General features: G+C 50.7%; 26 protein-coding genes. 7 read left to right on the plus strand and 19 right to left on the minus strand.

Going from position 1 to position 22,831, the window contains the following annotated elements; translation table 11 throughout:
• The 7 genes from HOM51_07685 to HOM51_07715 all read right to left on the minus strand — a co-directional run.
• The coding region (locus tag HOM51_07685; GenBank protein MBT5034386.1) for a hypothetical protein at positions 1-483 on the minus strand (483 nt) is incomplete at its 3' end.
• Positions 483-689: an excisionase gene (locus HOM51_07690; protein ID MBT5034387.1), complete on the minus strand. Its 207-nt coding sequence runs from the start codon at positions 687-689 to the stop codon at positions 483-485. The genes HOM51_07685 and HOM51_07690, both read right to left, overlap by 1 nt.
• Positions 690-811: 122 nt before the next feature.
• Positions 812-1,369, minus strand: a complete 558-nt coding sequence (locus HOM51_07695) for a hypothetical protein (protein MBT5034388.1) — start codon at positions 1,367-1,369, stop codon at positions 812-814.
• Positions 1,369-2,604, minus strand: coding sequence for a tyrosine-type recombinase/integrase (locus HOM51_07700; GenBank protein ID MBT5034389.1), 1,236 nt, complete (start codon positions 2,602-2,604; stop codon positions 1,369-1,371). Before HOM51_07700 ends, HOM51_07695 begins: the two co-directional genes overlap by 1 nt.
• A gap of 544 nt (positions 2,605-3,148) precedes the next feature.
• Positions 3,149-4,417 carry a formylglycine-generating enzyme family protein gene (locus HOM51_07705; protein MBT5034390.1) on the minus strand — a complete coding sequence of 423 codons (1,269 nt, stop codon included), beginning with the start codon at positions 4,415-4,417 and terminating at the stop codon, positions 3,149-3,151.
• A gap of 232 nt (positions 4,418-4,649) precedes the next feature.
• A complete protein-coding gene (locus HOM51_07710; protein ID MBT5034391.1) occupies positions 4,650-5,540 on the minus strand; it encodes an integrase family protein in 891 nt (296 codons plus the stop codon).
• 253 nt (positions 5,541-5,793) lie between these two features.
• The gene (locus HOM51_07715; GenBank protein ID MBT5034392.1) at positions 5,794-6,312 is read right to left on the minus strand and encodes an adenylate/guanylate cyclase domain-containing protein; all 519 of its coding nucleotides are present in this window, start codon (positions 6,310-6,312) and stop codon (positions 5,794-5,796) included.
• Positions 6,313-6,425: 113 nt separating this feature from the next.
• Between HOM51_07715 and HOM51_07720 the strand changes: the two genes are divergently transcribed.
• A complete protein-coding gene (locus tag HOM51_07720) occupies positions 6,426-7,205 on the plus strand; it encodes an enoyl-CoA hydratase/isomerase family protein (GenBank protein MBT5034393.1) in 780 nt (259 codons plus the stop codon).
• A gap of 103 nt (positions 7,206-7,308) precedes the next feature.
• The gene (locus HOM51_07725; protein ID MBT5034394.1) at positions 7,309-7,494 is read left to right on the plus strand and encodes a hypothetical protein; all 186 of its coding nucleotides are present in this window, start codon (positions 7,309-7,311) and stop codon (positions 7,492-7,494) included.
• A gap of 27 nt (positions 7,495-7,521) precedes the next feature.
• Here the strand turns inward: HOM51_07725 and HOM51_07730 are convergent, their stop codons facing one another.
• Together HOM51_07730 and HOM51_07735 are read right to left on the minus strand one after the other, a co-directional pair.
• Complete coding sequence (locus HOM51_07730; GenBank protein MBT5034395.1) at positions 7,522-7,680, minus strand: hypothetical protein; 159 nt, start codon at positions 7,678-7,680, stop codon at positions 7,522-7,524.
• A 75-nt stretch (positions 7,681-7,755) separates the two neighbouring features.
• Positions 7,756-8,241 (minus strand): thermonuclease family protein, encoded by a 486-nt coding sequence (locus HOM51_07735; GenBank protein MBT5034396.1) that lies wholly within the window; start codon positions 8,239-8,241, stop codon positions 7,756-7,758.
• Between the two features lie 82 nt (positions 8,242-8,323).
• On the opposite strand from HOM51_07735, the gene HOM51_07740 reads away from it, so the two are divergent.
• From HOM51_07740 to HOM51_07755, 4 genes are all read left to right on the plus strand, one after another.
• On the plus strand, positions 8,324-8,695 hold the full coding sequence (locus HOM51_07740; GenBank protein MBT5034397.1) for a nitrile hydratase subunit beta: 372 nt from the start codon (positions 8,324-8,326) through the stop codon (positions 8,693-8,695).
• On the plus strand, positions 8,692-9,006 hold the full coding sequence (locus tag HOM51_07745; GenBank protein ID MBT5034398.1) for a nitrile hydratase subunit beta: 315 nt from the start codon (positions 8,692-8,694) through the stop codon (positions 9,004-9,006). Before HOM51_07740 ends, HOM51_07745 begins: the two co-directional genes overlap by 4 nt.
• Positions 9,007-9,008: 2 nt before the next feature.
• Positions 9,009-9,641, plus strand: a complete 633-nt coding sequence (gene nthA, locus HOM51_07750; GenBank protein ID MBT5034399.1) for a nitrile hydratase subunit alpha — start codon at positions 9,009-9,011, stop codon at positions 9,639-9,641.
• A 177-nt stretch (positions 9,642-9,818) separates the two neighbouring features.
• Entirely contained in the window at positions 9,819-10,943 is a 1,125-nt protein-coding gene (locus HOM51_07755) for a hypothetical protein (GenBank protein ID MBT5034400.1), read from the plus strand.
• 53 nt (positions 10,944-10,996) lie between these two features.
• Here HOM51_07755 and HOM51_07760 read toward each other — a convergent pair whose 3' ends face one another.
• Genes HOM51_07760 through clpS form a run of 3 tightly spaced genes read right to left on the minus strand, consistent with a single transcriptional unit; the run spans position 10,997 to position 14,144 of the window.
• Complete coding sequence (locus tag HOM51_07760) at positions 10,997-11,479, minus strand: hypothetical protein (protein ID MBT5034401.1); 483 nt, start codon at positions 11,477-11,479, stop codon at positions 10,997-10,999.
• A gap of 5 nt (positions 11,480-11,484) precedes the next feature.
• Positions 11,485-13,797, minus strand: a complete 2,313-nt coding sequence (clpA, locus tag HOM51_07765) for an ATP-dependent Clp protease ATP-binding subunit ClpA (GenBank protein ID MBT5034402.1) — start codon at positions 13,795-13,797, stop codon at positions 11,485-11,487.
• Between the two features lie 5 nt (positions 13,798-13,802).
• Positions 13,803-14,144 carry an ATP-dependent Clp protease adapter ClpS gene (clpS, locus tag HOM51_07770; GenBank protein ID MBT5034403.1) on the minus strand — a complete coding sequence of 114 codons (342 nt, stop codon included), beginning with the start codon at positions 14,142-14,144 and terminating at the stop codon, positions 13,803-13,805.
• 417 nt (positions 14,145-14,561) lie between these two features.
• Between clpS and HOM51_07775 the strand changes: the two genes are divergently transcribed.
• Entirely contained in the window at positions 14,562-15,752 is a 1,191-nt protein-coding gene (locus HOM51_07775) for a D-alanyl-D-alanine carboxypeptidase (GenBank protein MBT5034404.1), read from the plus strand.
• A gap of 58 nt (positions 15,753-15,810) precedes the next feature.
• On the opposite strand, the gene HOM51_07780 is transcribed toward HOM51_07775, so the two are convergent.
• The 7 genes from HOM51_07780 to HOM51_07810 all read right to left on the minus strand — a co-directional run.
• Positions 15,811-17,196, minus strand: coding sequence for a phosphomannomutase/phosphoglucomutase (locus HOM51_07780; GenBank protein MBT5034405.1), 1,386 nt, complete (start codon positions 17,194-17,196; stop codon positions 15,811-15,813).
• A 14-nt stretch (positions 17,197-17,210) separates the two neighbouring features.
• Positions 17,211-18,521: a UDP-glucose/GDP-mannose dehydrogenase family protein gene (locus tag HOM51_07785; protein MBT5034406.1), complete on the minus strand. Its 1,311-nt coding sequence runs from the start codon at positions 18,519-18,521 to the stop codon at positions 17,211-17,213.
• Positions 18,522-18,558: 37 nt separating this feature from the next.
• Positions 18,559-19,428: a UTP--glucose-1-phosphate uridylyltransferase GalU gene (galU, locus tag HOM51_07790; GenBank protein MBT5034407.1), complete on the minus strand. Its 870-nt coding sequence runs from the start codon at positions 19,426-19,428 to the stop codon at positions 18,559-18,561.
• Between the two features lie 110 nt (positions 19,429-19,538).
• A complete protein-coding gene (locus tag HOM51_07795; GenBank protein MBT5034408.1) occupies positions 19,539-20,300 on the minus strand; it encodes a DnaJ domain-containing protein in 762 nt (253 codons plus the stop codon).
• Positions 20,300-21,049 carry a VWA domain-containing protein gene (locus HOM51_07800; protein MBT5034409.1) on the minus strand — a complete coding sequence of 250 codons (750 nt, stop codon included), beginning with the start codon at positions 21,047-21,049 and terminating at the stop codon, positions 20,300-20,302. The genes HOM51_07795 and HOM51_07800 overlap by 1 nt, the downstream gene beginning before the upstream one ends.
• A 14-nt stretch (positions 21,050-21,063) precedes the next feature.
• The gene (locus HOM51_07805; protein ID MBT5034410.1) at positions 21,064-21,840 is read right to left on the minus strand and encodes an AAA family ATPase; all 777 of its coding nucleotides are present in this window, start codon (positions 21,838-21,840) and stop codon (positions 21,064-21,066) included.
• The coding region (locus HOM51_07810; protein ID MBT5034411.1) for a hypothetical protein at positions 21,837-22,831 on the minus strand (995 nt) is incomplete at its 5' end. The genes HOM51_07810 and HOM51_07805, both read right to left, overlap by 4 nt.

A 22,831-nucleotide genomic window follows, 5' to 3' on the forward strand; every position in this document is an offset into this window, starting at 1 on the left:
ATCAGTAAACGAAGATAACGGCCCCGGCACCTGTTCCACTGTAGCCCTTAGACGATTTCCGTTTTTGTTGTCCCAGACCAAAATCACAACGCCCTCAGGAAATCTTTGATTAGCGGACAGTTCGAGAGCCATCGCGGCAAGTTCTTGGCCGATAGGATGTCGAAGTCGGTATTGGCGTTCTGGGTGTTTCTCAAACCATTGATCGTCCCGGACTGTCCAGATTGGTTCGGTCAACCACGTAATTTCAGTGATTATATCGCCGTTTAACTTGGTCCCACATTTCTGACAGACCGCTACCACGCTCCCTGCGCGGATACCAAGAAGGTTGGGGACAGGCCCCGACGCCAAAGACACGCGGCAAGTCGCACATCCCCGCTTTTCACCAAGTTTTACGGCGCGGTCTATTTCCTTTTGAAGTAAAGGGTTCTCAACCATTCTGTTGGCGTTCATGATGCACCCCGCTTCGACCTTGTCGTCGGACATCATATTTCTCCCGCTTCAAGGGCCGCCTGAAATCGTCGAGCTACAGTGTCTGTTACGAGCGAGGTGCTGCCGCACTTGGTCAACTCGATCTTGCCGATGGCGACTAGTTCGTAGAACTTCGTCCGTCCAAGCCCGTGGGCTTTGCAGAACTCGTTTACGCGCCAGTTGACGGGGCGAATGCGGTTGGGGCTGTGTTCTATTGACATCATCTTCTCCATTCGTTCAGCGGCAATCAGGACCGCACATGAATGGTTTTTAAAGGATGTCAGTGAACATGTATTTTTATGAACTGCCAGATTTCGGCAGTTCATTTTTGAGGTAAATAATGCTAGTCACGATACCAGCGTGGTGGGTCGCAATTTGCGTATTCTTGTCTCATCTCTTTTGCCAAGGCGACGCTGTCAATTTTTGATTTGCCATCTCCGCCAAATTCAGCGTCTTCAATTAGTGTTTCAAGAAAGTTCACAAACTCGGCGTCCTTGATATCCCCGTCGTGCGCCTTCCATAAGGATGCAGCGTGTGTACCTAAGTAATGGCGAACTTCGTCGGTTTTTGGGCGTCCCTCCTTGATATCTCTCAATGCTAATTCAATTCGCCCAAGTAAATCTGACGAAGGGCTATAGCAGGAACCTTTAGCCCCCATGACCCAGAGACTAGATTGAGCTTCTAGAGATAAGTTGTGAAGTGAATTTCTGAGTTGCTCTAACTCGCGCTTCACCTTGCTGGGAGGTAATATCTTTCGCCTCTCACCATCGCTCCCGGAAGCAATGTCTACAATGCGCCGCGCTCCAAGCTCAAAGTCTTTGTGTCGTTTATCGGGGCAAGAACCGTGGTATTTATCATAGTCATCGTCTTCATCGTCTTCATCGTTTTTCTTATCAGTCATCACCGCGACCCCCGGATGGGAACAACCTCGCCGCTGCCGCCCTGCACTGTCAAACAGAAGGTCGCCCAGTCAGCCATAATACGTCGCCGCTTCTCAAAGAGGTCCCCTCGCCTGTACGCCGCTTCAACCTTGTTACCAACAGCGTGGGCCAGCGCCATCTCGGCGACCTCTCGCGGATACGCTGTTTGCTCTGCTGCCCAGTCTCGGAAGGTGGACCTAAAACCATGGGGCGTGATATTTCCCGATTTCATTCGCTTGAGGAATTGCAAAAACACCATGTTGCTGAAGGGTCTGCCGGGACGAGCACCGGGGAAGACGTACTCAGAAACAGCCACCTCTTTCGTCTTCTCTAGAACGGCCATAGCCGCTGGCGATAGCGGAACCCGATGTTCCTTCTCCATCTTGGTTCGCTCTTCAGGGACTATCCAAATCTTCTTCTCTAGGTCGATCTCGCCCCACACAGCATTAATGACTTCTGAAGTTCGGGTGGCCGTGAGAATTAGAAACTCGAACGCGAGAGCACCAATAGCGTCATGGCTCCGTAGCTTAGCCATGAAAGCGCCCATCTCAGCGTAGGGGAGCGCCGGACGATGAACCAACTTGGTCACCTTGGACGGCTTTGCTAATATCTTTTCAAGATGCCCTCTCCATCTTGCGGGGTTCTCCCCTTCTCGATATTTCTGTACCCCTGCCCAATCTAGCACGGCTTCTATTCTGTTACGCACTCGGGTTGCTGTTTCCGTCTTCTCGCTCCAGATGGGCTTGAGAATATCTAGAACTAGAGCCGTATCGACTGACTGAACAGACAAGTCGCCAATAATCGGATGGGCATATCGGCTCAGCGTACTGCGCCACAAGGCCGCTTGTTTGGGGCTTTTCCACTCAGGCTCTCGGTCCGCAATGTAAGCATCAGAGCATTCTCGGAATGTTTTAACTTTGGCTGTCTCAGCCTTCCTTGTCTGGATTTCTGCCTTACGTGCCTCGATAGGGTCTATGCCGCCCCGAAGAAGCTTACGATTGTTCTCAGCCTCCTGCCGGGCCTCTGCCAGCGATATGGTGTGGATTGGACCAAGCCCCATCTCACGGGATCGGCCATCAAGAGTGAACCGAAATAGCCAAGCTTTGGTGCCGAACCTACTAACCTGAAGATACAGGCTGCCGCCGTCCGAGTATCTACCCGTTTTGCTGAGAGAAGACACCGTTCGCGGCGTCAGGCGGTTGATACTTCGGACCATTTTGGCTCTACCCACACTCTGCTACCCATAAACCTACCCACACTATAAACCCGGATTTAGGCGAGTTCAAGCGGACAGAAGCGAACGCCGTGTTTCATAAAGCACTATTACAGATATGTTATTTACGGACATCTGCGGACACAGGAGAACTTAATATTGTCTCCTGCCGCCGGAGCCAATTAAAACAAGGGGTTAGCGTTTTCAACGCTGGCCCCTTTTTCTTCTAGGGAGCACATAGGGAGCACGAGAGGTGATTAATAAGGCTTATGGGCCTACTTGCCCAAATACCCATAAACGCATCCCCTCGCCCCTGAAAACGGCTCACAGAAGGTGATTAGATCGCTATTAAGGCGGGTAATATCTGAAAGGGGCCTTTGGTGTTTTGGGTTCCACGGCGTCGGCTACGGCTATTATTCCCGCTAAACGCTTTCAGGCCCCATAGATTCCTTTGGTAAAGCGACGCCCTCACGAAAAAAAATTAAAAATCCTATAGCTTGCCCATTGAGGGAATAGAGTTGTAGGGGGAAATATCAGCATCTCCGGCCTAATTTCCCTGTTTCAACTTCCGCACCACCAGCGTGACGAAACGGTTGATGACCATGTTTTCAACGTCCCCTGCCCCCCCCACGTGCGGCTCTCTATATGCGGCATCAATCGAAGACTGCGCCAATATTGTTTTGCTTGCTTTATCGACTAGGCGAAAACTCCCGCTCAATTGGGACATATAAATTTTAACGGATTTATTGCGGTCGGTGCTTGGGGTTCTCATCCGACCGATGTGAACCAGCAAAACCACCGTAGACTTGTCAGGAAGATGCTTTTTTGCCCTTTTTGTAAGTGCATCAGTAACCCGTTTGACGATGGTGTCAGACTTAACATCAGTCGATTTCGTAACCTGAACCCGCTCTACAAAATATTTCCCTGACTGAGTTTTTGAACGCTGTTCTGATTTAGGAGGTGTAGGGAGAGCAAATTTCTTAGATTGATTAGAATTTGAAGCCTTTAATTCGCTATCGTTCAAATCTCTGGCGATACGAAAACCGTAATTGCTATAGCGGTCATTTTTGTCATTTCCCCGTCGGCTGGCTGAGCGTATGTTACTAGGGGTATCACGCCAAGACCCACCGCGGATAACACGATTTTTGCAAACTGGCCAGCTACTCGATACGTTGCGCGAATTAAAATTTGCTCTACCATCCGTAGGTGCACCCTGATAGCCACTAAAAAAACAATCATCGACCCATTCTCCGACATTTCCGTGCATGTCATAGAGACCAAAAGAGTTGGCTTTCTTTTGCCCTACTGGATGTGTGCTGCGACTACTATTACCGCTGTGCCAAGCTACACTTTCAGGGCAACCAATATCATCACCGCAGTGGTATTTCATATTCGTTCCAGCACGTGCGCTATACTCCCATTCCGCCTCACTCAATAAGCGGTATTTCAATCCCGTTTTTGAGGTCAATTGTTTCATAAAATCTTGCGCGTCATTCCAACTTATATTTTCTACTGGATTGTGGTGTCCTTTAAATTGGCTAGGGTTCGACCCCATAACAGCAAGCCATTCCCTTTGAGTAACTTCATATATACCTACAGCAAATAATTTAGAAATGCTGACTTTGTGAACAGGTTTTTCCCAACTATTCCCTTCGCCTTTCAAGTCCCCCATGCGGAAACTCCCCGCCGGGATCACCACCATCTCTGGACACCCCGGACAGTCCTTGAAGGTCGTTCCAGGCTGCCCACGCGACGATGCGTCGGCATTTGTTGCCAACACCATCATCATTGCTGCTAAAACCAGAAACCGTTTCACGACCATCCCCTGCTCGTTTGTCAGTCTTATGGAAGGATTAGTCGGTATTTTGCGTTGGTTTAGAGGGAATTGCTATACCTCGCCCAAAAGTGTGGAACCTCTCATTAAAAATCTCATAACTTGCGTGGTAGGAAACGGTATTAGCACCCTTTGAAGTTTTTTCCACTACATTCACGGGCAAGCCTTTGGGCAGTTGAGATGTCGGCAGAAGACATTTCATCCTCTATTAAATCTAGATTGTTCTTAGCGTTTGGGTATCCTTTTTTAGCTGCAAAGCTCCACCACATATGAGCACGGATATCCGGTGCTTCTTCTTTTGCTTCGTATGTGATGATGGCTTGATCCAAACTCCTCCATCCAGATCGAACATATCCCACGTCGCTGTTAGAACTTCCGACCGACGTGCGCCGGTTAGCATCAGCATACGGAGCGCGTCAGACGCCTTCACGGCTTCGCTTGGTCGTGCAGCAGCCGCAACATAGTCAGACAGCGCCTGTGACAGCCGTTTGATTTCATCGGGACTGAGGAACCGTTCACGCTTCTCTTCGGGATAACGCTCAATCCCAATGGCTGGGTTTTTATCAACCCATTCCCACTTAACTGCCAGAGCGAACATTTTTGAGATCAGAGCCAGAGTTCTGTTGGCTGCGTACGGCGTCTTTTTCATAGCCCGGTGTAATTGCTCTATATCTGAAAACGAAATATCAGATACCAGCAACCTTCCAAAGCGCGGAATAAGGTACTGGTCAATTTTAGCCCTGTCTTTATTGCCGGATCGTTTGCGCGGCGCATGATTAGTCAGATATTCTACGCAGAGGTCTGAAACGGTACGGCCAACTTTCTCTTTATTCCGTATTGGGTCTATGCCTTCGGCAGCCAACGCTTTCCAATCGCGGGCCTTCGCTCTGGCTTGATCAAGAGTCAAATCACCGACCTTACCAAGAGTTGGTTTCCTGATTGGTGCTGAACGCCCTCCTCCAATCCTCGTTTTTAGTATAAATGACTTCGCACCCGTTTTGGTTACACGCAATCCAAGACCAGAAACTTCGGTATCCCAAATAATGTTTTCGCGCTCTTTGGCTGTCGCGGTGGCGATAGTTTGCTTGTTCAGCTTCTGGGCCATTTTCCGTCCTCAATTTTCTAAGGTACCACCGAGGTACCACATAATGTTGACTGCTGGCAACACGTCAGCGGTATAAATGGCAGAAAATCAATGTTTGTTGTGTGTGAAGATAACTGAAATTGACATGTACCGGAGACTGTTAATCACCTTGTCGCAAGTTCGAGTCTTGCCGCCGGAGCCAATTTAAAGACCGTTAACTCAATGAGTTAGCGGTCTTTTTGTAATTACTCTTAAAAATTCAATTTATATGTATTCAGCGGATGGCTACAAATTCGTCGTCATTGAAACGCGTAAGGCCCAGCTGCGTATCGGAATTCAATCGATTGAAGAGTGCTTCCCCTACAGTAAAGGCCCGGCCTTGCATCATCGCTGCCCGATTTACCGTTGTTCCATAAACATCCAAGCGCTCATCACCAGGCGGGCCAACTCTACCGAAAGCAACTGGACCCACCTGAACTTTTACCGACATAATATCCGGATAGCCGCTCGCCGATAGCCATGAATCGCTGTCGCTTTTCAGTTCACGGAGCGTGATTACGGCCTTATCGGGATCATCTGTTGGATAGACAAATAATCCAGCGTCTCCGATTGCCTTAATGAGTACGCCTCCTGAGGCGGCAATGGATTGCCCGGTACGATTAAATAATTCCGTAGTGTGCCTAAGAATATCTTGCGGTGACTGTCCTTCGCACCACTTTGCATATCCCATCAAGTCGAAGAAACCGACAATAACCTCAACTTCGTCATATTTTGTTAGTGCCTCTAAATTCATGTCGGGCATTATATCACCGATAATCGGCTGGTTGAACAGCTTGGGTTTCCTATTGATGATTTACGAATAATTTGAACAGTGCATAATCATTCCCATCAAATTGAGGGAATACCATGGATGAAATTCTGTTTGAGAATACACCGCCGGTCGCCGTTGTAACCATCAACCGGCCCGATGAAAATAATTTGCTGTCTCCCGACTCGCTTAATCGGTTGGGAGAGATCGTTGATGAGTTGAATAAGGACGACACCATTCATGCGGTCGTGATCACGGGGACGGTGGGAAAGTTTTTCTCAGCCGGGTTGCTGAACCCTGATACCCGTTCGGCGATGACCAAAGAGGCGGTGGTCTCGTATGTCATGAAGGCCAACCGGATTCTCGACGCGTTGGAAGCCCTGCCGCAAATCGTTATTTGTGCAATTAATGGGGATTTTATTGCGGGCGCCGTTGAAATTGCCCTGGCCTGCGACATTCGATTGGTTGCGGACGACGCTATAATGATGTGCCCAGAGGTAAAATGGGGAGGATTCCCAGGGGCCGGTGGCCCTGTTCGCTTACCCGCGATTGTCGGTCGCGGACGCGCGCTCGAGATCATCGCCACAGGCCGGCCCGTGGATGCTACTGAAATGGCGCAACTTGGAATAGTCGAGGCGATCCACCCGAGGGATAAGGTCCTGGCCGAAGCTGTGGCCCTGGCCCATCGCATTGCAGAAAACGGCCCGCGCGCCACACGCGGCGCAAAACGCATCGTAAATGCGCGATTGGCACCGGGCTTTGCCGCCGCCCGCACCCTGTCAGACACCCTCCGCAGCGAATTGGAATGGAGTTCAGATGTTGACGAAGGCATTGCGGCCGCTAAGGAAGGCCGAAAACCGGATTTTACCCAAAGCTGAAATTAAACTTACCTAATGTGACACCTGTCACAGCGCCCCACAGAGGAACCTCGTATGTTCATCCTGTCCTTAGAACATGGATCAGAAACGAGGAGAACCTCACATGCGTCAATTTATATTTGCTTTCGCCATCACCGTCGTCGCCGGACTTGCGATCGTTACAATTTTACCGGCAGCTGAGACACCTGTTGCAAACGAAGCCACCAACGAACTGGATATGGTCCCGGCAAGTGGGCCGCCCGTAATGGAAAATGTCCCGTTAGAAAAAATGCCGAGTGCGACGCTGTAAATTTAAGTTTCCATGAGAACCGATGCTCTATTGGAAGAGTGCGCACACCTCGGCATCGTCAGGAAAATGACCCGACTCGCGCTTGGAATAGGCCAGTTTGCCATCAATCTCGACAGTGAACACACCGCCACCACCGCGGATCAGTTCGACCTCGGCATCGACTGATTCTTCGATGATAGCCTTCACACGGAGGGCTTCGGGTTGGTAGTTTCAAACGCCGCAGTATTCGATACTGACTCTCATACCCTTGCCTTGCTTTACCTAACGTTGTCGCCGCACCGCCCGGCGCCACTCCCACGGTTTCATGAAGCCCCCCCGCCACACGCCCCGCTTGGCGGTCATGGCGTTGTGTTGCTGAAGTAGATAATCCGCGCGTTCCTGATCCAGCGCCAGGGCCCAACCATCGTGCACCATCTTGGCACCGATATCATAAGGCCCGGCAAAGCATACCATGGAGCGGAATCCGCTGCGATCACGTCGGCCTTCCTTGCAGGTCACCCAATGATTTTCCAAAAACCGCAGCAAGGCGTACATAGATTCCTTACCGCACGCCCATACTTTTCCCTTAGCGTCACTACAGGTCTGCGCCAGTTCGGGGGCGTCAATCCCATATAGGCGCACGGCCTCACCCGCAATAATGATCGTATTGCCATCTGCAACATCAGGCTTCCCCATGATGTCAGCATGGGCTGGATTTACCGCTAGCAATCCAACAAGGGCCAATATTGGTAAAACAAATTTCCACATCTCAATACTCTAAATCATTTTCTCCTCAGGTAAAATCGTGGCTTAATGGTTTTCATTGATGCCATTCAAATAGGATATGGATATGAGCGAGCCTCCCCCCGTCCCCCAGCCGGAAAAAGGTCCCCATGATATGGGCGGCGAAAATGCCGGAGAAATCGATACAATTGATCAAGGCATGACCTTTTGGCAACGCCAAGCCAACGCGTTGCGTGGCGTCGCCATTGGCAATAACGTCATCGTGCTGGATGAACTTAGGCGTACCGCCGAAGATCTCGGGAATGATTATGCCCGCCTCGCCTATTTCGAAAAAACCACCACAGCACTTCGCAATCTATTGGTCGAAAAAGACATCATTGGTGAGGACGAACTGACTGCCAAGATGGATGAGATCCGTGCTCGTTTCGATGTTCCTGATGAGATGGAATCAGAAATAAAAAAAGGCCCCGCAACATGAGTGCGTTCCAAACCGTAACGCCCGTGCCTGATCATCACTTCGACATTGGTGATCAGGTCACAATCAAGCGCGGCCACCCGCCGGGCCATCGTCGCACCCCCGATTACATCCGTGGTAAGACGGGCGAAATTGAACGCATCTGCGGTGTTTTTCCGAACCCGGAGGAACTGGCCTATGGCTTCGATGGCTTGCCAGGGCGCGTGCTTTATCGGGTAAAATTTAAACAGACCCACGTTTGGCCCGGCTACACAGGGCCAGATACCGATATTATTGAAATGGAAATCTTCGAACACTGGTTGGAGCCCGCTTGATCATGTCTCATGAGCACTCTCACGACGACCACGCGCCACAAACTGATGACAACGAAGGCCCTCCCGGTGAGTACGAAATCCTCAGCCGGGCCATGCAGGAGCTTTTGGAAGAAAAGGGCCTGATCAAGGCCGAGCAAATCCAAAAGAAGATCGAGCAGTTTGATGAAGACTACCCGAACCGAGGGGCCAAGGTCGTAGCCCGCGCGTGGACGGACCCAGAATTCAAAGCTCGGCTGATGGAAAATGGCAACAAAGCCGTCGCTGAGTTGGGAATCTCCATGGAAGCCGACCACTTGATTGCCGTGGAAAACACCCCGGACGTCCATAACCTAATCGTCTGTACGCTCTGTTCGTGCTACCCGCGATCCCTGCTGGGCATGCCACCAACATGGTACAAGAGCCGAAATTACAGATCGCGGGTGGTTCATGAACCGCGCTCAGTCCTGTCCGAATTCGGCACCGAAATCTCCAACGACACCACCGTCCGTGTCCACGACTCAAACGCTGACATGCGCTACGTGGTTCTGCCAATGCGCCCCAAAGGCACCGAGGATTGGACCGAGGAACAGCTAGAAGAGTTGCTCAGTCGTGATCATTTGGTCGGGGTGACTGTACCTGTTATGGACGAGGCTTAATACCCCACGCAGTTCCGAATTCACAATCAATGTTCGATTATCGCAAAATTTGAATTATTGGGTGATACTGTCAGGTTTCTGTCACCTGAATAGTGTATATGGTTAACAACTCATTAATTTATTTGCGTGCCCGACATCAGGGTACTGCTCAGTGTTGATGTTGGAGTACGAATTGTAATGGCAGAATTCATTCCCCTTTTTGGGGCCTCAACGCCAATTGATGCACCAGAGTCCGAAGCTGAAACCGATTCAAACGCGACTACCAAACCGGTCATTAAGGTCGAGGATTACGATAGAGACTCACTTCATACACTCCCTCTTGCGATTCTGCCAATTCAAACCAAAACACTTCAAACGGCTCGATTCGTTAAAAACTCCAAGCTTGAAAGCATGGTCGAAACATTTCGCGAAAAGGGAACCGGCAGCGGCCAATTTGAAGTAGAGGGGTTGGCGACAAATTTTGGCTGGGATGAAAGCGAGGAACACCCTGATCTGTTTCTTTTGCGAAAACTTGCCCCTCTGTCGAGCTTCGACCCTTACAGCCTTCGTCTGACCCTTCGCGAGAACAACATCCCGATCAAAGACATTACCGTATTACAATTATCAAACGACAAGACGCAGCAACTCAACACCTACATGACCGCGTTCACACGGCCTTTGATCGATCAAATTTATGGCGGCAAAGACGACGGCATAAATGATTTCGGCGATGTTATGTCTTTGTTTAGGAACCCGGACATCCGCCAAACGCGAAGTAAACTTAAGCTGATGGCGCAAAGTCTTGGCATTCAGATGGAGGAAATCCCAAAGTTTCTTGAGGATTATGGCGATATTTTTCTGTCGATTGCGTACTATCGCAACTGTGTTGATGAGATTAAGCCCGCGTCGGAACAGTTCCTGGAGTCGCTGGAAGATCTTCGCGGCAACTACCAGCTTAAATCCGATATTGGCCTAATGGATGCCTGTAACGTACTGGAAAGTACAATCTCCAAAACAATGGGAAATATGAGCAAACTGTTGGATAATTTCACCCTGAGTGCGGGCCAATTTTGGGAGACGATGTCAAAGACAAGCTTCCAGCAAGTGGAAGACTCCATCAAAAGTCAGCAGACGACCCTCGGTGGCATTCTCTGCGGTCTCACGGTCAAGCTTGACGCCTATAAGGAAAAGTTCCCCTCCCCCGATTCTGGTGGACCCATCAAGCGCGCTGAATTTATTCGTCAAGAAATGAAGACGGGAATCAATGAATTGCGCAAAATAGGCTCAAAGCGTGCCGCTCCATCGTTAAAAATAGCGTCCTAAATTTTTCGTTTGAGCCAACTGGTTTAAATCGCGTTTAACAAAAGAGCCGACTGCTAAGTCGCTTTTAATAAGTCTTCCGGCGCGCCGTCGGTGTAAAGACCGCAGGCTCCTGGCTCGACTGCCAATCGTGAACACAGCGATACAATCTCAATTTGGTCTTCCAAAATTTTCTTGCCGTCGACTTCGTTGCTCTCACTAATCGCACAACAAATACGGATAATCAGTTGCTTGGCTTTGTCATCCAGATCGGCGTCTCGTAAAATTTGAACTGCCGCCTGATGACCTTCTTTGGGGGAATTCAATATAGCTTCTGAATAATCTCGGAACAGATTCACACCTTCGTGGGGATCGTAAACCCGCAGCACTTCAAGCGTTTCGAGAATTTGATCAAGACGGATTCGCTCACCGAATTTGACCTCTCCATCCGCCGTCGCAACCAAAGCCGCAGCCGCCATTGCCGCGGATAAAAACGGCCGCGTGCGGTTGCGTTCCAACTCACCTTTAAAATGCGTCAGTAGGCCTGAGAGAAAGCTCATTCAACTTACCGAACAGGAACCGGGACTTTTCCCTTCTTGCGCTTGGCCGGAAGGGTGCTACCAGAGGGGTCGGGATAATCAAACGACAACTTGCCATCTTCGGCCCGAACCACAACGACACCGCCCTTCTCAAGCTTACCGAACAGCAATTCCTCACTTAACGGCTGCTTGATCAGTTCTTGAATGACACGGGCCAAAGGCCGGGCGCCGAAGATTTTATCAAACCCCTTCTTAGCCAAGAACTCACGGGATTCGTCGGTCAATTCGATGGTTACGGAGCGGTCGGCTAGCTGGGTCTCTAGCTCGATAATGAATTTATCGACGACACGCGCCATGACTTCCGGCGTCAGGCTTGAGAACGGAATGACCGAATCCAGCCTGTTGCGGAATTCAGGTGAGAACATCTTCTCTATCGCCTCTTTATCATCGCCAACCCGTTCTTCTCGTTCGAATCCAATGGCAGGCCTGGCCATTTCTGCGGCACCTGCATTGGTTGTCATGATCAAGACCACATTCCGGAAATCAACGCTTTTGCCGTTGTTGTCGGTGAGCTTGCCGTGGTCCATCACCTGCAACAGGATGTTGAACAAATCCGGGTGGGCTTTTTCGATTTCATCCAACAGCAATACTGCGTGCGGTTGCTGATCAATGGCATCGGTGAGCAAGCCACCTTGATCGAATCCAACGTAGCCAGGAGGCGCACCAATTAAGCGCGATACCGTGTGACGCTCCATATATTCAGACATATCGAAGCGCACCAACTCCACACCCAACGTCATGGAAAGTTGGCGGGCGACTTCGGTCTTGCCAACACCGGTTGGGCCAGAGAACAAATAGCTGCCGATGGGCTTTTCAGGTTCCCGAAGGCCCGCACGCGCAAGTTTAATAGCGCTCGCTAAGGCATTGATCGCTTTGTCCTGGCCGAAGACCATGGTTTTCAAATCCCGATCCAGAGTCTTCAGTGCCTTCTTGTCATCGGTAGAGACACTTTTGGGGGGGATGCGCGCGATTTTAGCGACAACGTTTTCGATATCTTTTACCGTTACGCGCTTCCGCCGCTTGCTCGCAGGTAACAGCATCCGCGACGCACCAACCTCGTCGATCACATCAATGGCTTTATCAGGTAATTTTCTGTCATTGATGTAGCGGGCAGACAACTCCACCGCCGAACGCAGGGCTTCCGCCGAATATTGAACCTTGTGATGGTCTTCGAAATAAGGCTTTAGGCCGCGCAGAATTTTGACGGCATCTTCCTGGGATGGCTCATACACATCGATCTTTTGGAAGCGACGGACCAAGGCGCGGTCTTTCTCAAAATAACTGCGGTATTCTTTGTAAGTCGTTGACCCCATGCACTTGAGTTTTCCACCCGCCAAAGACGGTTTCAGGATATTAGATGCATCCATGGACCCGCCACTGGTCGCACCAGCACCGATCACCGTGTGAATCTCGTCGATGAACATGACCGCACCTGGGGTTTCCTCCAAGGCGTTGATCACACTTTTCAGGCGTTCTTCAAAATCACCCCGATACCGGGTTCCTGCCAGCAAAGCGCCCATGTCCAAGGCATAGATCGTTGAGTCTTCCAAAACTTCGGGGACTTCTTTGTTGACGATCCGACGCGCCAGTCCTTCGGCAATCGCGGTTTTGCCTACACCTGGATCACCAACGTAAAGCGGATTGTTCTTACTGCGCCTACAAAGGATTTGAATCGTACGCTCGATCTCGGCCTCGCGACCAATCAGCGGATCAATATTTCCTTCTTCGGCCTTTTTGTTCAGATCGACACAGTATTCTTCCAAGGCTTCGTGGCCCTTGCGAACCACCTTTTCCTCATCCATATCCTCATCGGCACCATGGACCGAACGAGATTCAGATTCACCCGCGACCTTGGCGATCCCGTGAGAAATGTAATTCACCGCATCAAGGCGCGACATATCGTGGACTTGCAGATAATAAACCGCGTGGGATTCACGCTCGGAAAACAATGCGACTAAGACATTGGCACCCGTGACCTCTTCCCGGCCGGATGATTGCACATGAATGACCGCACGCTGGACCACCCGCTGGAACCCGGCCGTCGGCTTAGGATCAGAAAGCTCGGTTGGACCGACTTCACTCAGTTCATTCTCGATAAATTCATTTAGGTTCAGGCGTAATTCTTCCAGGCCAACGCCACACGCTCGCAAAACAGAGACCGCGTCTTGATCTTCCGTCAAAGCCAGCAACAAATGCTCAAGCGTTGCGTATTCGTGCCGACGCTCTGTTGCCAGGGCCAAAGCCCGGTGGAGAGATTGCTCTAGGTTTTTAGATAACATATTTCTCAATCATCTCCGTCTTTTTCAATGGTACATTGCAGCGGGTGCTGCTGTTGGCGGGCCAAGTCTGTCACTTGAGAGACCTTGGTTTCCGCCACTTCGTACGTGAAAACGCCACAAACGCCGACGCCTCTTTGGTGAACGTGAAGCATAATTCTGGTCGCTTCGTCAGCGTTTTTTCCGAAGAAGTGTTCCAGCACCTGAATCACGAATTCCATCGGCGTATAGTCATCATTCAGCATCAAGACCTTATACATCGATGGTTTCTTGGTCTTGGGTCGCGTCTTTGTCGCAACACCAGTGGCATCGTCGTTATCGGGATCTATTGGCTGATTGCCACCACTCATCGCTTATTAAATCCATTCCGTTGCGCCACAATAGGCTAAGCTCACGCACCGCCTAATATACGATTTTTGCAGTTCCCGTTAAAGTCCCAGATGATTATTAATTGCAAAAATCCGTCTGCCTGTGATTTTCCATCTAAATTATTAAATTATGCTAAGCGCGTAATACTAAATCTCTAAATAGTGTCTGAATTGGGGCTGTCCATAGCCTGTCTAAATATAAATTTAGGTTCCGTTAACCATTTTTTATGAGGCAGCACGCCACATTTAGGCATGGTGATTCGGCCTGTGCCGATTGGCGTGGGTTGTGGAGGGGGCACGGATTCTGCTAAAATTGAGAGAATCCGTAGGGAAAATAGACAATACGGAACTGGGAACACGATGTTAGGGGACTGGATGAGACACGGCGTAATGAGAATTATGAGTCGAACGGCACCTGCTATATTTCTTGCTGCAATTTTGTTTTTGGCTTCATTAACACCTGGGCAAGCAAAGTACGCGTCCCTTGTCATGGACGCGGAAAGCGGTCGGGTTCTTTATGAAACCAATGCCGATACGCGTAATTTTCCGGCCTCTCTCACTAAGATGATGACACTCTATATGGTCTTTGATGCGCTGGAACGCCGCAAATTATCCATGGACGAATATCTACCGGCCTCAGCGAAAGCGACCCGCCAACCAGCATCAAAGTTGGGGCTTCGGCTTGGTGAGACAATTTCCGTTAAAAACGCAATCCAGGCGTTGGCAACAAAGTCTGCCAATGATGTTGCCGTTGTTGTTGCCGAAGCTCTCGGTGGTACCGAACGCCGATTTGCCGTCAAGATGACCGCGATGGCGCGCAAAATTGGCATGAAGAGAACCACCTTCAGGAATGCGTCCGGCCTCCCCCATCGTGGACAACTCAGCACGGCCCGTGACATGGCTCAACTGGGGCGCCGCCTCATGCGAGATTTTCCGCAGTACTATAAATACTTTTCACGCCGCACCTTCAGCTATGGCGGCGTTACGCACAAAACCCACAATAAGTTACTCAAGACCTACCGAGGTGTTGATGGCATTAAGACCGGTTACATCCGCGCATCCGGGTTTAACCTTGTGGCATCGGCGCGACGGAATGGGCACCGACTCATTGGCGTTGTCTTTGGCGGACGGACATCACGGTCCAGGAATTACGTTATGACCCGGTTGTTGAATGATGGATTCAAGAAGTTGGAATATCCGGCTTATGCGAAAGCTTCTCCCAAGCCCAAACCACGATACCGTAAGAGAACACCCGTCAGAAAAATTAAGAAGGCCGCACCGCGTACACAGATTGTGACAAGGTCACCGAAAGGACCCGTGATTTGGGGCATTCAGGTCGGCGCTTATAAAAGGTATGGCCAAGCTTACAAACGGGCAACGAACGTTTTCAGCAAGTACCCCCGCTACCTTAAAAGCGGCACGGTGGAAGTGTCAGAGCTTTCAAAGCGCAACCGACGGTCTCTCTATCGGGCGCGAATTGCCGGCATCTCCAAACGGCAAGCCTATCGCGCCTGTAAGGTTCTAGAACGTCGTAGAATTGATTGCATGGAATTCAGTCGCAAAACCTCGCAAGTCGCCTGGGCGCGATAAAATCACGACAGCCTATTTCTTTACGATTTGCTAACAAACTTGTTTCGATTCAGAAACATTAAGTAAAGTCTGGTGCCTCTAATCCACTCGACGTTAACTGATCCGTCAGCGCAGACTTAAGGCGTTTCAACCCCTCTTCAGTCGTTGATTCACACCGTGCCACTAACACAGCTTGTGTGTTAGAAGCCCTCAGCAGCCACCAACCATCATCCGATTGCACCCGCACGCCGTCGATATCGTGGACCGTAATGCCGTCCACTGACTTCAAGCGTTCCGCGACTTCTTCGACGACTTGAAACTTGCGCGCTTCATCGCAATCGAAACGAAGTTCCGGCGTGTTCATCATCTGAGGTAGACGATCCATAATATCGCTCAGGCTTTCATCGCCTGTGCCAATGATCGACAGTAATCGGATCGCCGCGTATACCGCATCGTCATAACCATAATAGCCATCACTAAAGAAAATATGCGCGCTCATTTCACCGGCAAGCGGTGCACCCGTTTCCTGCATTTTGCTCTTGATCAAGGAATGCCCGGTCTTCCACATCACCGCTTTGCCGCCCATTCTTTCGATCTCTTCGAAGAAGACCTGACTGGCTTTAACGTCAGCAATGATCGTGGAGCCCGGTTTCCGGGACAGGATTTCGCTGGCCAGGACAACCATCAACTGGTCGCCCCACATCACCCGGCCTTGTGAATCGATCACGCCAATGCGGTCGCCATCGCCATCAAAGGCCAGCCCGATATCACACTGCTGTGCCGCGACCAATCCCTTCAATTGTTCAAGATTCGCCTCCACCGTCGGATCGGGATGATGGGCAGGAAAGGTACCGTCGATGTGCTGGTTAATCAGAAAATGAGATCCCCGTAGACGGCGACAAACTTCAGCGACGACTTCCCCTGCCGATCCATTTCCTGGGTCCCAGGCAACACGCAAATGTGATCCCAGCTTGAAATCTGACAAGACGCGCTCAACATAGTCTTTGAATACGGTTTGGGTTCTTATTAGACCAGCACCGTCTTCGTAGTCCTTTTCAGCGACGATCCGACCGAGGTCCTGAATGGCGTCGCCGTAAAACGACTTTCCCCTCACGACCATTTTAATGCCGTTGTATTCAGGTGGATTGTGCGATCCGGTGATCATCGCACCGGCATCAACATCCAAGGTATGAGCCGCAAAATACAGCATCGGCGTCGGCCCAAGGCCAACTTGAACAACGTCCAGCCCGGCCATCTTTAACCCATCACTGAGCGCAGTTTCCAATCGCGGAGAACTGGTCCGGCCATCATAACCGACAGCGACCGCCTTGCCGCCGCCGCGTCGCACAACGGTTCCAAACGCACGACCAATAGCCGTGACAGCGTCTTCTGTCAGCGTGTCGTCAACGATCCCACGAATGTCATATTCGCGTAAAATCGTCGGGTCGAGCTTATCTGCAAGCATTATATTAAAACCTGTTAAACCTGAGGCCGCCCAATACAGCTGTACTTAAAGCCAGCCTTCTCCATTTCATCCGCGTCATAGATGTTACGAAGATCAACGAGAATGGGGTCCTTCAACAGGGATTTCATCCGCTCTAAATCAAGTGCACGAAACTCGTTCCATTCGGTCACAATTGACAAAGCATCGACCCCTTCCATCACGTCATAGGCGTTTTCGCACCAGACGACGTCATCCATCATCGATTTCGCCTCGTTCATACTTTCCGGGTCATAGGCACGAATTGTCGCCCCTGCTGTCTGTAAAGCCGCCACAATGTCCAAGCTCGGCGCATCCCGCATGTCATCGGTATTGGGTTTAAACGCGAGCCCCAGAATGCCAATCGTCTTGCCTTCGACAGAGCCGCCGCAGGCTTCAATGATACGGCCCGCCATTTGTTTCTTACGCCTGTCGTTTATTTCGACAACTGCTTCGACAATCCGAAGTGGGCTCTCAACCGTCTGGGCCGTACGCACCAACGCCAATGTATCTTTGGGGAAGCACGACCCGCCATATCCAGGTCCCGCATGCAGGAACTTGCCGCCAATCCGCCCATCAAGGCCAATGCCCTTGGCCACGTCCTGAACGTCCGCGCCGACCTTTTCACACAAGTCCGCGACCTCGTTGATGAAGGTGATCTTGGTCGCCAGGAACGTATTCGCCGCATATTTGATCAATTCCGCAGTCTGGCGAGACGTAAACAGAATTGGCGTTTCGATTAAAAATAAAGGCCGGTAGAGTTTTCTCATGACTTCTTGCGCTGTTTCGCTGTCGGTGCCGATGACCACCCGGTCAGGCCGCATGAAATCTTCAATCGCCGAACCTTCGCGCAGGAATTCCGGATTAGACGCGACGTCAAACTTTGCGTCGGGCCGGGCATTGCGGATGATCTTTTCAACTTCGTTGCCCGTGCCGACCGGAACCGTCGATTTTGTCACCACGACCGTATAGCCATTCAAGTTACGTGCGATCTCAGCTGCCGCTGAATATACATAGGATAGGTCTGCGTGGCCGTCACCTCGCCTGGATGGTGTGCCAACCGCAATAAAGACGGCGTCGGCTCCTTTTACCGCTGCGGTCAGGTCCGTCGTGAAAGAGAGACGCTCGGCCTTCACATTCGCTGCCACCAAGGCTTCGAGGCCGGGTTCATAAATCGGCATCTCGCCCCGGTTCAGGCGTTCGATTTTGCTTTCGTCCTTATCGACGCAAACCACATCAACACCGAATTCAGAGAAACAGGCCCCGGTTACAAGTCCGACATAACCTGTCCCAATCATAGCAACGCGCATTAAAACTTCCTCTTATCAAATCTTGAAGTGAGATGCCCTAAAGAAGGCTCTTGATGATATCCTTCACTGGTCCCGCCAAGTCATCTCTGGCCAAGGCGAAAGCAATATTTGCCTCGATAAACCCTAAACTAGTGCCGCAGTCAAAGCGCCGTCCCTCGAACCTAAGGCCGTGAAACGGGATATCATCAATGGTCTTGGCCATGGCGTCGGTCAATTGAATTTCGTTACCCGCACCCTTTTCGTGTTTGTCGAGATGATGAAACACCTCGGGCTGCAAGATATACCGACCAATGATGGAAAGGGTTGATGGGGCATCAGCAGGAGCCGGCTTTTCGACCAAGCCTTGCGCCCGCGCCACCCGGCCATTGTCCTCGACAACATCCAGAATGCCATAGCGGTCCGTCATTTCACGCGGGACATCCTCGACGGCGACAACGTTGCCACCGGTCTCGTCATAAACATCGATCATTTGCGCCATACAGCCGCGCTCGGCCAACACCAAATCGTCCGGCAGGAATACTGCAAATGGCTCATCATTGATGAACTGACGCGCACACCAGATCGCGTGACCAAGTCCTAAAGGAACCTGCTGGCGGGTATAGCTCAGGTGACCTGGTTGGGGCATCCAACTGCGAAGTGCTTTCAGTTCAGCAGTTTTGCCCTTGTCGTTAAGGGCCTGTTCCAATTCGTAGCTGATGTCAAAATGGTCTTCCATCGCCGATTTTCCGCGCCCGGTGACGAAGATAAAATCTTCGATCCCAGCCTCACGCGCTTCCTCCAGCGCATACTGGATCAAAGGCTTATCGACGACGGTCAGCATTTCCTTAGGGATTGCCTTGGTCGCAGGCAAGGATCTGGTCCCGAGTCCTGCTACTGGAAACACCGCCTTCTTAACCGGCTTGCTCATTGAAAATCCTTAAAGATTTCACAACCGAGCCCTCCAAAAAGGGCTGATTTTTGCGCCTTAATGCCACAGCCAGGGAACGGGAGCAAGGCCCAGACTCTAAAGCGTGAAATTCATATATGCTGTAACAACGTGTCCTTGGCCTGATTAATCTTCGCGGCAAGATACGTTGATCCACCATGATCCGGATGAAGGTTCGAAATGAGCCTGTGGTAGGCCTCTTTAATTTCCTTTTCAGTGGCCCCAGGCGACAGTCCAAGGACTTCATAGGCTTCGTTCTGGCTCATGCCATCCTGTTGCGCCTTTGGGCCCCAGCCGCGGCCATGTTCGTGTCGGTTCTCGCCCCCGCTCTTACCCTGGGCCTCGGCCTCCACTTGTTCGCGCCAGTCTGGATACGTGCGATCAAGATAGGCCTCCAGGATTTGTGCCGATTGCTCATCTTGCGCCACGCATTCGGCCGTCAGTTCGATCAGGTCCGAAAGCTCCATTTCCTCAATTCTCTGCCCCGCGTAATCCCCGATCAGGACCTCCCCCGCCATGGCACCACTGTCATGATCCAGAGACAACCGCAGATATTTTGTCTCAACGTCAGAGCTTTGTCCGGTCGAGCCACCCTTCGACATTCTGCTAAAATTCTTCGCCATCCGCGCCGCGGCTCTAAAACGCAACAACCAAGGGATCAATATCGGCAGCAGATAAAATATCCACAACAATCGACCTGTGGCTGCGAAGAACATGATCAACACCACCACCACTGCAATGCCGACGATCTTAAAGGCTTTGATGATTTGTTTGGGCTCGGCTGAGGCCAACCACTTGCCCGTTAAGATCACCCCAGTCAGGATCGCGATGCCGAGAATGAGATAAGGCACCATCAAGCTCCCCCGTTTCCTTGGCCTTTTACCTGATGAGAAATTCGCAAAACGTCGCCTCCTTTTTTTGCTGCCAAGCTCTCCAACGCTTTCCTACCGCCAGCAGCATAGACCGCAACCGCACTCAATAAATCTTTAAGCACCTGTGCGCTCGACGCATCGAACTGGCAACACGCACCATTGGTCAATTGTGCGATTTGTTTAAAGGCAAACTGAGTGATTGGATTGTCGCCTTCGTGAAACATAAAAGCCGGCACGCCCATAAGCCCAAGTTCGCCTGCGACCGCACCCAGTTGATCAACGTCTTCTTCAACGCTGTCGCCAATAAAGACCAGAGCATTGACCTTTTTCTTTTTGGTCTCGTTAACGGCGTGTCGCAATACCTTTGCGATCTGGGTCTCCCCCGCCAAGCAAGTCACCGATGTCATCAGACGCAGTAATGCTTTCTGATTGTCGGTCCATTTGCTGGCCTGAAATTCGCCAAACCCGCGATAGAACGCCATTTGGATTTCCAAGCCACCCAACGAAGCCGTTTCATGGAACATCTCACCTTGAATTTGCGCCGCCCTGTCCCACGTCGGCTGACGACTGGCTGTGGCATCCATGGCAAACAAAAGACGGCCCTTGGTTCCAGGGGTCTTGGTCGTCGGCGTCGCTGAGAGCTTTTTCAGAAAAGCATCAACCTCTGACCCGGAAGACTTGGTCTTACCGGGGAGATTTCCGCCTTGCTTTTCAATCGACTTTTTCGCCATAGCCTCCACCAATATTACCTGATTTCAGGCAGTTTTATTGCCGCGATTAAGTTGCGCACCTCTTGCCGTGCCGAAACATGCGATAGACTTAAGCTAATTTCGCCATCGCCGTCCCGCAAGTCCATCATGGTAACACCCTTCAAGAATAACTCGCGAAATATTACGCGTTCGCCCAGGCCGTCGACCACTCGGAACCCTACTCTGTTCGAAACATCATTCAATAAATCTCCCACCAGTCGCTTATTCCGGGCATCAAGACTACTCAAGCGATTGCGCAAGACAATCCAGTCCATGGAGCCGCCGTCGCGTCGGGCACGGGCTATTTTTTGCTGGAAGACCATCTCCGCATACTGGCTGGGGCGACTGATCTTCTGCGTCTCCACGTCCACATGCGCCAGCACGTCTAAATCAATTAAGCTGTCATTCATAGGGGTCAGAAGCGTATCCGCGTAAGAATGCCCTTGGCGACCCAGGGCTGAATCAGCCCCAGGCGTATCGATAATCACAATGTCAACACGATCTGCTAAATCTGCCATGACTTCATCCAGCCAAGACTCATTCGGCATTTCATCAATCGTGTGATGCACCGGCATCGGCAGCTCTTGCTCTTGACCCTTAGCATGATCCTGACGGTTCTCAAGGTAGCGCGTCAGTGTGCCTTGGCGAAAATCCAAGTCAACGGAGGCCACCTTGTAGCCAGAGCGCAGCAATCCGCTTATCAAGTGCATGGCTGTTGTTGACTTGCCGCTGCCACCCTTTTCATTACCGATAACGATGACGTGCGTATTCATGGAGAGGGGCGCTCATACTGGGGCATATTCGACGGGACCAACTTGGGATGAGAGAGCAAGAGAGATAATACCGTTTCCGCGCCATAGTCCTTATTGGCAACAACGTATTCGAGGCACTTATCGCGCACTTCTTTGAAGGAATCTTGATCCAATTGCAAAGCCAAAATGTCTTCAAATTGATCGCGGTTCGAAGGTGCAACCATTGCGCCATTACGATAAGACCAGAACGAAGAAAGTATATCCTCTTCGGCAATGTGCTCCGGACATTGCTCTGTACTATCAAGAAAAATAACTGGCTTGTCGAAGTGAAAAAAATCGAAAACCGCACTCGTTCGATCACAAATCAACGCATCAGCGGCGTCCATCATTGGGAAGTAATCTGCGGTGAACAATTCATAGTCCAAAGGCACGCCTTTGCGGACGCAAATTTCCTTCAAAGATTGGAGCAAGTCATGATCGTCAACCAAGTTTGGATGGAGATTAAACAGGAAGTTATAGCGTTCCGCCCCTTGCATGGCGTCGAATAATTCTAAGAAAAAACGAATTTCAGAATAGTTATTTTTTTGCTCGCCTGGGTTGGTCGGATGGGTCGACATGACCAGGATCGTCTTTTTATCAGAATTTTTTAGATTTTGTTGTGCGGGCTTGTCCTCAAGGAAATGGCGAACCCTCAAATTGCCGCTTTGAACCAGACGAAAGGTCCCCTTCTCACCTAGGTCCAAGTCAATGATATCACCTTGTGCACGAAGTTCTGGAGCCAATTTATTAAGTTCGTAAAATGTATCCACATCTTTTGAGCCCTGAACAATCAAGGCATCCCAAGCGTAGACATTTGCAGCGAAGTAACCAGGATCGTCCGTAAACTTACTGCTTGCACCATGTAGCACCCTTACCAAGAGAGTCTCTTGCGGTAGATACGGCTGTACGCCGTTAACAAACCAAGGATCGCCATTCGCAAATAGAATCACCGAATACCGAGCGAACAAGGCGA

Source organism: Rhodospirillaceae bacterium (genome assembly GCA_018660465.1).
Classification (GTDB): Bacteria; Pseudomonadota; Alphaproteobacteria; order Rhodospirillales; family JABJKH01; genus JABJKH01.